Raw genomic sequence first — 10,040 nt, 5'->3', positions numbered from 1 at the left:
ACGTTGATAGGCCGAGTGTGGAAGCGCAGCAATGTGTGAAGCTTATCGGTACTAATAGCTCGATTGGCTTGATCGTTCTCATTATCAATGCTCATCGCAAAAGCGATGATGCCAGCAAGGCCCTAAAAGCACAGCTTCTCGATAAACATGCACTTTGCCGACCTGGTGGTTATGGCGGAGCGGCTGCACCCGATCCCATTCCGAACTCGGCCGTGAAACGCTCCAGCGCTGATGGTACTTCGTCTCAAGACGCGGGAGAGTAAGTCGCTGCCAGGTCTGCCAAATGCATGTCTAAATCTTCTCGAAAACGACAAAAGGCCCGCACCAACGGGACCCGCGGGCCGCATCGACACAATCGAAAGCGGCCCTTTGCTTTGGAACTCGCAGGTCACAACCTGCACAATCCTTGACGCGGGGTGGAGCAGCCCGGTAGCTCGTCAGGCTCATAACCTGAAGGTCGTTGGTTCAAATCCAACCCCCGCAACCAAATCAAGCCCGTTGTCTCAACGAGATGGCGGGCTTTTTTGTTTGCCGCAATGAATGATTATTGGTGGGCGACAAACTGGGCAGCAGCGCCTGTTCAAGGCGGATCATTGGTGTCCCCCCGGTGGCAGCCCTCCCTTTCCGGCAAGCGGCAGCTCGAAACGGTACACGTCGGCCGCCCACCACACCAACCTACCTCCGGGCGTGCGCCTCGGCGCCGAAATTTTCTCGTCCCTCACGTAGCACCAGAGTGTCGTACGCGAAAGACCGGTGATCTTGACGTTGCCCCCAGCTTTTATCCAGTTTTGAGTTCGTTTCCGGCGTTGGCTGAAGTGCGCGGGAGCTGGAATTTTTCGGGGTTAGGGCTCATGCCGACGGGGACGTCGGCGAGCCATTCATGAGCGAAATCGGCGGCTTGTTGCCAATCGCGCTGTGTGGCCGGACCTCGTTATAGTCTCTACGCCATTCCTCCATTTTCGTTCGGGCGTCGTCAAGGCTCATGAACCAGTGCGTGTTCAAGCACTCTGAGCGGAACTTGCCGTTGAATGACTCGATGAAGCTGTGGTCCGTCGGCTTGCCCGGCCGCGAGAAGTCGAGCGTAACGCCTTTCTGATAGGCCACAGGTCGAGATCTCGGGAGATGAACTCCGAGCCCTGGTGGTCTTCGGATAGCCGACATTGCCGCAGATCCGCTCAAGCGTCAGCACAACATCCTCCCCTCGGTAACTGAACCGCGGATCGACGGCCGGCGAGAACCGGGAATAGGTATCGACGACGGTCAGGATCCGGATCTTGCGACCGGTGGCCAGTTGGTCGTGGACAAAGTCCATCGCCCAGGTCTCGTTGACCTGGAGGGCGACGGTGCGATCCTCCCGCAGCTTCGCCTTCACTCGGCGTTTGGGGGTCTTGTTACGCAATTGCAGCCAATTCTGCCGGGGCACGTCACGGTCGTAAAGAACAGCTTTGCGGCTTCCTGATAGCAGACATTGCCGATGACCGCGCTCGAGGTGGTGGTTGCGCCAAGAGCGGCGCTCGGAAAGATTGGAGGTCGTGATCCACATCGAAAGCGGACATTTGGAGATCAACAGCAGAAGTCTCGGAAGAGGCTCGCCCACGGGTGGCGGCCGGATCGGGACTGGCCGCCAGCTCGTCCAGGAATAACATGATCGAGGATCGTTGTTCCGCCCACACTGAATCGGGGCAGTGATGACGAGACGCATCCTTATCAATGTCGCCATGATCATCGGTGCCTGGACCGCATTTTACTACGGGATGTTGGCGCTCAAGGGACTCCAGGACACATCAGAGCCTCCAGCCGTCGTCGACTATGTTTCCTGCGAGCGCGTGAGGTTAAATGCTCAGAAGATTAGTGAAGGGCAAAAGGAGTTCGATACAGTAGCCCAGCGCTGGACGTTCGATCGATGCCGTGCGCTTGGATACCAAGTCGACTAGCGGCTTTGCCGGATACTCATATTTGCCGATGCTGCTGAATTAACCGGATTATGTGGAAGAAGTTGCTGTATTCCGGCGAATATGCTTTGATAGAAAAGAAATAGGCTCGGTGTGGGGACATTGTGGGCCAATGAAAAGGCGCTCTTATCTTAAAGCATTGCTTCGCTTTCTTCGTAGTGAAGAGGGCACGGTGCTTATCCTTTTCGCGGTGCTCATTCCCGTCATGATGGGGATCATAGGTCTCGTGCTTGATGGCGGCCGAGCCTACACCGTCAACAATGAGTTGCAGGACCTAGCCGACGCCGCCGCGCTGGCTGGCGCCAAAGAGCTTGATGGAACCCAAAGTGGCATGGACGCCGCCTCGGTTGCGGCGGTCAATCTCCTGAGGAACGATCCGCGTTGGTCAAACGTGGAAGCGAAAGGGCTGCAAATTCAGCGGATCAGGTTCTGCAAGACACCTCTGGCCAATCCAGATCCTTGGCAAGCATGCACCACAACAGCAGATCCGAAAGCGGTCAATTACGTAGAAGTCACGACCATCCGCCGAGACGTCTCACCGGTCTTCACTGTTGCCGTCGGGGCAACAGGCAACGTTGGAAGCCAAGCGATCGCTATCGCTGGAACGACTGTTGTTGCATGTAATGTGCAGCCTCTCATGCTGTGCAATCCCACAGAGCCAGCAGAATTTACTGCCGTCCCCGGTCAGATGTTTGTGTTTAAGCAGAAAGGTGGCGGACAGGGGCAGAATCCGGCCTATGTGCCGGGAGATTTCGGTCTGCTCGATCCGCCGGGGCAAGATAGCTCTACTGGGCCCCAACTCAGGAATCTGCTGTCCCGGCAGTCTCCCAAGTTTTGCTACATCAACAACGTCTCCCCGCGGCCAGGCCAGTCAACCGGCAATGTCGATACGGGTATTAATGTGCGGTTTGATCAGCAGCCTGGCCCTGGGCAGCAGGACGGCCTGGATCTGACACCTGGTCCCGTCGTAATCGACGGCATGGCACCGAAAAACAAAAACAACCCTTGTGGCCCCCAACAGGATTTGGGCGCCACGGCCCGAATGCCACAAGACACGGGCATGCAGCAGGTCGGTACGTTGCTGGTAGGCACGCAAAGGCCAACCGTGGCGGCGAAGAACGCCTACTGGCAGTATCACCACAACACGAACTGGCCGGCCAATCTGACGACCAGATACGAAGCGTATCTTAGTGAAATCGAGCTAATGAAAAGCGGCACGTGGGGCAAACCAAATCCGCCCGAGCCACCGGCGCCGAGTTGTGCGCCGGCAAATGTCCTCAACAAAGGGGATGCTGCGCGCCGTATCATCAGCGTTGCCATCGTCGACTGCCAGAAACAAGGAGTTCACGGCAACGCCGTGTCTAATGTGCGCTCCGACAAATATGCCGAGTTCTTCCTGACCGAGCCGGCATCGGGCGGAACGATCTACACGGAGTTCGTGAGAATGCTGACCCCGGATAACGATGACGGCAAGCTTCATCGGATTGTGCAGCTCTACCGATGAGGACCCTTTCGAAACTCCTCAACCGGTTTGCCCGCAGCACGTCGGGCACGGCGACCATTGAGACCGTCATCGCCCTCCCGCTCGCGATCTCGCTGATGGTTGGCGGCATCGAATTTGGGCGCCTCTTTTCCGCTTATACGACTGCTGACAAGTCGATGCGCAGCGCGGCGCGCTATCTGGCCAGAGTGCCAGAGGTCGGCGTCTGCACGTGGGGGCTCACAAACGCGCGCAATTTGGCCATGTACGGCATGACCAGCCCTCCCGCTGGCACCCAGCCGCTGATAGCTGGCTGGACCGCTCCGGCCACGATCTCATTGTCGGCGCCCGCTTGCGGCTCCTTTGGCAAGGCGGCCGTCCTTCATCTGAGCGCAGACGTGCCGTTCGAGGTTTCCATGCTCACGGCGATCGGCTTGCCGAATCATTACACTTTGACGGTGCAACATGAGGAGCGCCATATTGGTGAGTAGATTCCGCAAGGATGACAGTGGCGCGTCGATGGTCGAGTTCACGTTGGTGTTCCCGATGATCCTGTTGGTTACCCTGGGAACAGTAGATGCGACCCTGATGCTCTACGACTGGGCTTGCGCCAATAAGGCCGCCTACAGAGGCGCGCGCATGGCGGTCATTTCGGCGCCTGTCGCGACCGGCATCACCACCTTCGCATACGACACCAACCCAACGCACATGGGTGATCTCTGCTTCAGCACCGACAACGGGCAGGCATCCGTCGACGTCGCCTGTCCGACGGTGACAACACGATGCACTTTCAGCGCCAAAACGTGCAGCGGCGGTCAAATACGAGATGCTGCGGCGACCACCCGGATTCTCGGCGAGATGCAGCGGATATTCCCTCGCCTCACTGCCGATAACGTCGAGGTCGAATACCGAACAAACGGCCTCGGCTTCTACGGCCGCCCAGGCGGGCTCCCCATGGACGTGACGGTTCGCATCAGATGCATGTCGTCACAGTTCTTTTTCCTGGGAGCGTTGATGGGGTGGGCTTTCCCGGCGTTACCGGCAGGATGCCCAGCGGGCGCTGGCGCTGTCACCGGCCCAGCTCTTCCTGCCTTCTCATCAACTCTTCCGAGCGAGGGGATGGGAGCCTCGTAACTCTACCCTATTGATCTGCCTGAATCTCGACGTTAACCGCCGTCGTGGGCTTCTTGCCCTTCAGTGGCGCAACGCCTTCCGTTTCCAAGCCCTCTTGCGTAGGATGCCGGCGAAATCCTAGCTCCGGCTTTTTCGTCCGCCAATTTGCGCAGAAGATCACTGTCGCTTATGCGGCCACGCCGGTTCTTCGAGAGGGGCGAATGGTCGCGCGCGTTGCCCTCCAGGACATGTGCCCAGTCTCCAGAAAGACGTGGCGACCCGTCGCCATGAACCCGGCTATTCGGCGCCGTTGGTCTGTTCGGTGGGCTCGACTGTCTGCGTTTGGAGCGCCTCGCGGACCTGATCGATCTTGCCGTAGGTTTCTCCTACGCCCAGCACATCCTTTGCCCAGTCCACCATCTCTTGATCGACCACCCGGTTCGGATTCGCGCCCGCCTGCAACGCCGCTGTGAGCGCCTCGTCCGTGATGGCCTCCTTCTGCTCTGCTTGCTTGGCCTCGAGATCGGCGACTTGCTTTTCTGCCTCGTTGACGGCTGCAGCCTTACCAAGGGCGGAGTCAAGGGCATCGATTTCCGCCGCGAGTGCTGCGGCCGCATCAGCATCCAGTGTAGAAGGATCGATCGCCTTGAGACTGCCAAGGCGCGCCTCCAGATCCGTGGTCGTCAGATCCGGGGTGTAGGAGAAGTCGTCTTGCGGCTGGATCGCGCCGATCGACGCATCGAAGCTCGCATTCGCAGCAGCCAGCGCCGCAGTGGCCTTGGCGAGATCAGCCTCCGTCAGGTCATAACTGGCAGATGCCATCACATAGGATCGGATCGCCGCGAATTTCGGGTCATTCGCGTTGAGGAAGGCGTTGAAGTTCCGCTTCAGGGAATTGAGGCCACCGAGCTTGGCGTGTAGGTTCTTCTCCTTCACCTTGCCAGATGAGGCCTTGCCGGGCTTGCGGCCGGTGTCCGTGGCCGACACCGCGGCCATTCGCGACACCGCGCCTTTGCCCTTGCCCTGCGGAGCCCCGCCACCGGCAGGGCCACCCAGGCCCTTCGCGTTGCCGCGCTCGCCAGCTTTCGCGGCACCGGCTCCTTGACCGCCGCCTTTGCCGGCGCCGTTACTTCCAGCATTGCCGCCCCCCTTGCCGGCACCGCTACTTCCAGCGTTGCCACCCCCTTTGCCGCCGCCGTTTCCGCCACCCTTTCCTCCGCCTTCACCCTTGGCATAGGCTTGGTGGGAAAAGCCATCGAAGGAGAATCCGATGCTTCCAGTCAGGGCCGGCAGAAGCATGAGGGCTGTGGTACAGCCAAGTACGACGAATGCGCGCGTAGAAGTGGTTATTACAACGGTTGCTCGCATTGGAGCAGACATAGGGGTGTTCCTCCGTTTCGTGAGACAATGATGCTAGGTGCAGAACGTCACTGATCCGATAAATTATTCCTTCAGGTTTGATTTAATACGAGTGCAGGTCAAGGTGACGTCCTGGACGTGCTACCTGACACTATCGGTCGCGCGATATCCAAACGGTGATCTCGCTCGCCTCCCTCCTGGGGACCCATCTGCCCATTCGAGGTGTGGCTGCAGGCGCAAGCTGATCGAGGATGCAAATTTGATCCAGCGTCTACGTTGCGTAGTCGAAAGCTGCCAGTCCTCTTGTGATGCGGTGGACGGCTCTCCTCCTTCCCTGCGTATGATCGTGGGGCCAGAGCTGGAGGAGATCTATGATGGGCAACGTTACGACGATTGGTCTGGATATTGCGAAGTCAGTGTTTCAAGCCCACGGCGTGGATGCGGCGGGCGAGGTTGTCGTTCGCAGGAAGCTGACCCGTGGGCGCGTGCTGGCATTCTTCGAGAGCCTGCCGCGATGCTTGGTCGGAATCGAAGCCTGCAGCTCGTCGCATTATTGGGCGAGAGAGCTGACTGCACGTGGCCATGATGTGCGGCTGCTGCCGGCACAGTATGTGAAGCCTTATCTGAAGCGGCAGAAAAATGATGCTGCAGACGCAGAGGCGATCTGCGAGGCGGTGACACGGCCGACCATGCGCTTCGTGCCGGTGAAGTCGCCCGAACAGCAAAGTGTGATGATGCTTCACCGGGTCCGGTTGATGCTCAACCGCCAGCGGACACAGATATCGAACGCGTTGCGGGCACACCTGTCCGAGTTCGGGGTCGTGGCGCCGATCGGGCGAAATGGGATCGAGCAACTGCTCGTGGTTATCAACGACGAGAGCGACACTAGGATCCCCGCTGATGCACGGTTATGCCTGCGCATGCTCGAGGCGCAGCTCCGGGTCGTGAAGGAACAGATCCTCGAGAACGATCGCCGGGTTCGGGCGAGTGCGCGTGAGACCGAGCTTGGTCGCAGGTTGATGGAGATCCCAGGCGTTGGCCCGCTGCTGGCAAGTGCATTCGTGGCCACGGTCGCCGATGCAGGCGCGGCGAACAACCAAGGTTGCCGCGGTTGCGCTGGCCAACAAGACCGCCCGGATAGTCTGGGCATTGATGACCAGCGGCGAGCGCTACAGGGAGCCGGTCATCGCATAGGCAAGGCGAGCGATCGCCGACGAGGTTGGAAAGGGCGGACAGGAGCTAATGCACCAAGCCGGTTGATACCGCCGGATCAGGAGAACCCACTAGGGCCGTGCACCTCGAGTGCGAGCTTACGATCGGGATCTGAGACGCGCGAATGGCATTATGGCCAGCGGCACATGAAAGGCCGCACCTACAGGTTGGATACATGGCCGCACCAACCAGCAACGGCAATGCTCAAAGAACCCCTTGCCAACGGAGAGCCGTCCATACACGGCCCTAAGCTGCCGGGCTGCTTAGCGCCCAAGTCGGCCATTCGCATCGACTTCGCCACTTCCTGAAAGCTGACATTGGTGACTTAACGCTGCAGGTCGCGGACGCTTTCATAAACGGCATTGGTTCAGTCCGGTCAGCGCCTCTCCATCATTCAGGGCCAGACAGGCTGCCATCGACGTCGTCACCCGAGTTTTCTAAAGACTGCCGCTTCGCGAACCGCAGGATCACGCCCAACGCCGCTGCGACTGGTATCGCCAATAGCAAGCCGATGAAGCCGAATAGCCACCCAAAGGCGAACAGCGCAAACATCATCCAGACTGGGTTGAGTTTGACCCGACTACCGATAATACGCGGCGAGAGTACATAATCGGCAAGCATTTCTCCGACGATGAAGATGCCCCCCACAACAGCGACGGGGACCCAGTTGGGCCAGAACTGGGTCAGCGCAACGCACACGGCCACGAAGAAGCCGGTGGCGGCTCCGAGATAGGGAACAAAACTGACGAGGCCCGCGGTGATACCTATCAAGATGGCATGGTTGAGCCCAATCATCTTGAGAGCTGTTGCATAAAGCACGGCGAGAACGAGACAAATAACGGCCTGCCCCCGCACAAAGCCGGCAACCGTCTCGTGGATTTCGCGCGCAAGTGCCCGAACATGGTCGCGGTGTGCCGGGGGAAACCAGCCATCGACGGTCGCAATCATTCGTTGCCAATCAATTGCCAGATAAATGGCGATGATCGGCGTGACGACGAGCAGTGACAGAAGGTGGATCAAAGCCAATCCGCCAGACCATGCCGAGCGAAGGAAGCCGTCGAGCCAAGCGCTGCCCATCGCGCCCGCGACATTGGCGGAGGATGGCTCGATATGAACATCACCTACGATACGATGCAGCCAGGGGTGACTAGCATCGGTCATGAGCGACTGGAGCCGTGCGACGTAGCGGGGAAACTGCTCGATAAAGAATCTGAGTTCGCCAATGATGACCGGGAGTATCACCAAGACAAAGGCGACAAAACCCGCAACCAGCGGCAGGAAGACGAGGAGAGCGGCAAAGGCACGATTTATCCCAAAGCGTTCCAATCTGTCGACCGCCGGAACGAGCAGATAGGCGAGCATTGCGCCGACGACGAACGGCAAGAGGATTTGGTGCAACAGCACCAACGCAATCAAAGCGATAGCAGAGACCGCAATCCAGAACATGGCTGGTTGCGAAAATCTCATCGAGTTTCTCCGCGCGTTCAGTTTCGAGCTCTACTGCCGGATTTGCAGTCCCACGAACTCGAGCACTGGCCTGCCCCCATCAGGTGGTCCGGGTTTAATGTTAGTGCATGACAGGTCTTGGCGCTATGGCCGGGGTGGCCGGCGAAGCTGGGCCGGGTTGCGCCGCCGGCCACAGGATTGCTTCCGGCCCGGGCGGTTTGTAGCCCAGCGATGAATGTGGTCGCACCGTATTGTAATGCTGCCACCAGCCTTCGATGACGATCTGGGCTTCTTTCAGCGTGTAGAAGATTTCACCATCGAGCAACTCGTCGCGGAGCTTCGAGTTGAAGCTTTCGCAGTAGCCGTTTTCCCAAGGACTGCCAGGCAGAATGTAGGCGGTCTTGGCACCGACGGTGGCGATCCACTCACGCAAGGCCTTGGCGATGAACTCGGGGCCGTTATCGGATCGGATGTGGCCAGGGATGCCGCGCAGGATGAACAGGTCGGAGAGAACGTCGATCACGTCGACGGCCTTCAGTCTCCTACTCACCCTGATGGCAATGCATTCCCTTGTGAACTCATCGATCACGTTGAGCATGCGAAATTTCCTTCCATTGTGGGTGCGGTCCTCGACGAAGTCTGAATAGGACCAGACATGGTTGGGATACTCCGGTCGCAACCGGATGCAGGAACCCTCATTCAGCCACAAACGGCCTCGTTTGGGTTGCTTTTGCGGAACCTTCAGCCCCTCACGTCGCCAGATCCGTTCGACCCGCTTGACGTTCACCACCCAGCCCGCACGGTGCAGCATCACCGTGATGCGGCGATAGCCGTAGCGGCCATATTGGAGGGCGAGCGCGATGATGTCGGCGGTCAAAGCCGCGTCATCATCAGGTGTCGTTGGAACCTTGCGCTGCGTGGAGCGGTGCTGACCCAGAACCCGGCACGCCCGTCGTTCGGGAACGCCAAGTTCAGCAACAACATGATCCACGCAAGCACGGCGACGGGCGGGGCCTAGTAGTTTCCCCGCGCAGCTTCCGTCAGGATCATTTTGTCCAGTGTCAGGTCGGAAACGGCGCGGCGAAGACGCGAGTTCTCCATCTCAAGCTCCTTCAGCCGCTTGACCTGATCGCCCTTCAACCCACCGTATTCAGACCGCCAACGATAGTATGTAACTTCCGTCACGCCTATCGATCGGACCGCCTCAGCCACCGACTTTCCTTGCGAACTCAGAACGTCAACCTGCCGAAGCTTCGTGACAATCTCTTCTGCACTGTGTCTCTTTCTGGCCATTTCTTCAGTCCTCCATCGGCCCAAAAGCCATACCTCAGGGAGGACCACTTTTCAGGGGGCAGGCCAACAGCGAAGCCAAACCTCTCCAGGCCCAGTGCGCATATGTAATATGAAAGATAATTGTATTTGTGATTATTGACATGATTGCATTCGACTCATAGGGTTCGCCCCAGATTGGGTGAGTG

The 10,040-nt window shown here is 58.7% G+C and carries 7 protein-coding genes, 1 tRNA gene, 2 rRNA genes and 2 pseudogenes; 8 read left to right on the top strand and 4 right to left on the bottom strand.

The annotated features are described in order from the left end of the window. The 3 genes from M2281_RS26060 to M2281_RS26050 form a co-directional block, all read left to right on the top strand. Window positions 1-76 (top strand): 23S ribosomal RNA (locus M2281_RS26060); the annotation flags it as partial. 85 nt (window positions 77-161) lie between these two features. After that, window positions 162-276, top strand: a 5S ribosomal RNA gene (gene rrf / locus M2281_RS26055). A 134-nt stretch (window positions 277-410) separates the two neighbouring features. Next, window positions 411-487 (top strand) — tRNA-Met (locus M2281_RS26050). Window positions 488-849: 362 nt separating this feature from the next. Here the strand turns inward: M2281_RS26050 and M2281_RS26045 are convergent. Beyond that, window positions 850-1,405 (bottom strand): annotated as a pseudogene (locus tag M2281_RS26045) (integrase core domain-containing protein); the annotation flags it as partial. 283 nt (window positions 1,406-1,688) lie between these two features. On the opposite strand from M2281_RS26045, the gene M2281_RS26040 reads away from it, so the two are divergent. From M2281_RS26040 to M2281_RS26025, 4 genes are all read left to right on the top strand, one after another. Continuing rightward, window positions 1,689-1,934, top strand: a complete 246-nt coding sequence (locus M2281_RS26040) for a hypothetical protein (protein ID WP_280824119.1) — start codon at window positions 1,689-1,691, stop codon at window positions 1,932-1,934. Window positions 1,935-2,064: 130 nt separating this feature from the next. Then, on the top strand, window positions 2,065-3,456 hold the full coding sequence (locus M2281_RS26035; RefSeq protein WP_280824118.1) for a pilus assembly protein: 1,392 nt from the start codon (window positions 2,065-2,067) through the stop codon (window positions 3,454-3,456). Further along, window positions 3,453-3,923: a TadE/TadG family type IV pilus assembly protein gene (locus M2281_RS26030; RefSeq protein ID WP_280824117.1), complete on the top strand. Its 471-nt coding sequence runs from the start codon at window positions 3,453-3,455 to the stop codon at window positions 3,921-3,923. The genes M2281_RS26035 and M2281_RS26030 overlap by 4 nt, the downstream gene beginning before the upstream one ends. Beyond that, complete coding sequence (locus M2281_RS26025) at window positions 3,916-4,566, top strand: TadE/TadG family type IV pilus assembly protein (RefSeq protein WP_280824122.1); 651 nt, start codon at window positions 3,916-3,918, stop codon at window positions 4,564-4,566. The genes M2281_RS26030 and M2281_RS26025 overlap by 8 nt, the downstream gene beginning before the upstream one ends. A 276-nt stretch (window positions 4,567-4,842) precedes the next feature. Here M2281_RS26025 and M2281_RS26020 read toward each other — a convergent pair whose 3' ends face one another. Further along, window positions 4,843-5,844 carry a hypothetical protein gene (locus M2281_RS26020; RefSeq protein WP_280824116.1) on the bottom strand — a complete coding sequence of 334 codons (1,002 nt, stop codon included), beginning with the start codon at window positions 5,842-5,844 and terminating at the stop codon, window positions 4,843-4,845. Between the two features lie 434 nt (window positions 5,845-6,278). Here M2281_RS26020 and M2281_RS26015 point away from each other — a divergent pair. Then, window positions 6,279-7,098: pseudogene (locus M2281_RS26015) on the top strand (IS110 family transposase). Between the two features lie 408 nt (window positions 7,099-7,506). Here the strand turns inward: M2281_RS26015 and M2281_RS26010 are convergent. Both M2281_RS26010 and M2281_RS26005 read right to left on the bottom strand, forming a co-directional pair. Next, a complete protein-coding gene (locus tag M2281_RS26010; RefSeq protein ID WP_280824115.1) occupies window positions 7,507-8,583 on the bottom strand; it encodes an AI-2E family transporter in 1,077 nt (358 codons plus the stop codon). 100 nt (window positions 8,584-8,683) lie between these two features. After that, window positions 8,684-9,855 (bottom strand): IS3 family transposase gene (locus tag M2281_RS26005; protein WP_280824114.1). Its coding sequence is split into 2 segments (ribosomal slippage): window positions 8,684-9,591 and window positions 9,591-9,855, totalling 1,173 coding nucleotides; the frame shifts between segments, so codons are not numbered across the junction. Window positions 9,856-10,040 lie beyond the last annotated feature (185 nt).

This window comes from Pseudaminobacter soli (ex Li et al. 2025), from assembly GCF_029892515.1.
In the GTDB taxonomy this organism is placed as follows: domain Bacteria; phylum Pseudomonadota; class Alphaproteobacteria; order Rhizobiales; family Rhizobiaceae; genus Pseudaminobacter; species Pseudaminobacter soli_A.
This window is presented reverse-complemented; position numbering and strand designations above follow the sequence as displayed.